At 29.5% G+C, this 448-nt stretch carries 1 protein-coding gene; it reads right to left on the reverse strand.

Annotation, left to right across the window (positions count from 1 at the left end):
• A partial coding sequence (locus J5M58_RS26950) for a hypothetical protein (RefSeq protein WP_207880468.1) occupies positions 1-448 on the reverse strand: 448 nt, incomplete at both ends.

The following is a 448-nucleotide window of genomic DNA, read 5'->3' on the forward strand; positions in this document are numbered from 1 at the left end:
TTTTAAAAACTGTTTGATACAAATTTTCTGGAATATCACTGTACGACAAAATTGCCTTTATTAATTTCATATGATTAATTTTCAAAACTAATTTTCCACTTTGAAGCATTGGGAATTCTTCGACTATTTCGTTTAGAACACAAATAGTTTCAGCTTCAGGTAATAAATGATTTGTGTTGATATGCTTTGGAGTGACAATATCAAAAGCACATTCCCACAATTCTTTTGGATGATTTCCGGATAATTTACTTTGTCTATAAACTTTTGATATTGAGTATCTTCTGAGATGATTAATTTTGTTCTTAGCAACAAACCTAGCAAATGGAACTCGTAGATTGTAAGGCAAAGTAACAATTGTTCCATTGTGATCCAATAACAAAAATACATCAGTTAGGTTAAATTTTCTCATAGAATATTTTGGAATGAAAGTTGGAATTTGAACTGGAAC

The sequence above is a fragment of the Pseudomonas sp. 32_A genome, from assembly GCF_017490905.1.
Taxonomy (GTDB): domain Bacteria; phylum Pseudomonadota; class Gammaproteobacteria; order Pseudomonadales; family Pseudomonadaceae; genus Aquipseudomonas; species Aquipseudomonas inefficax.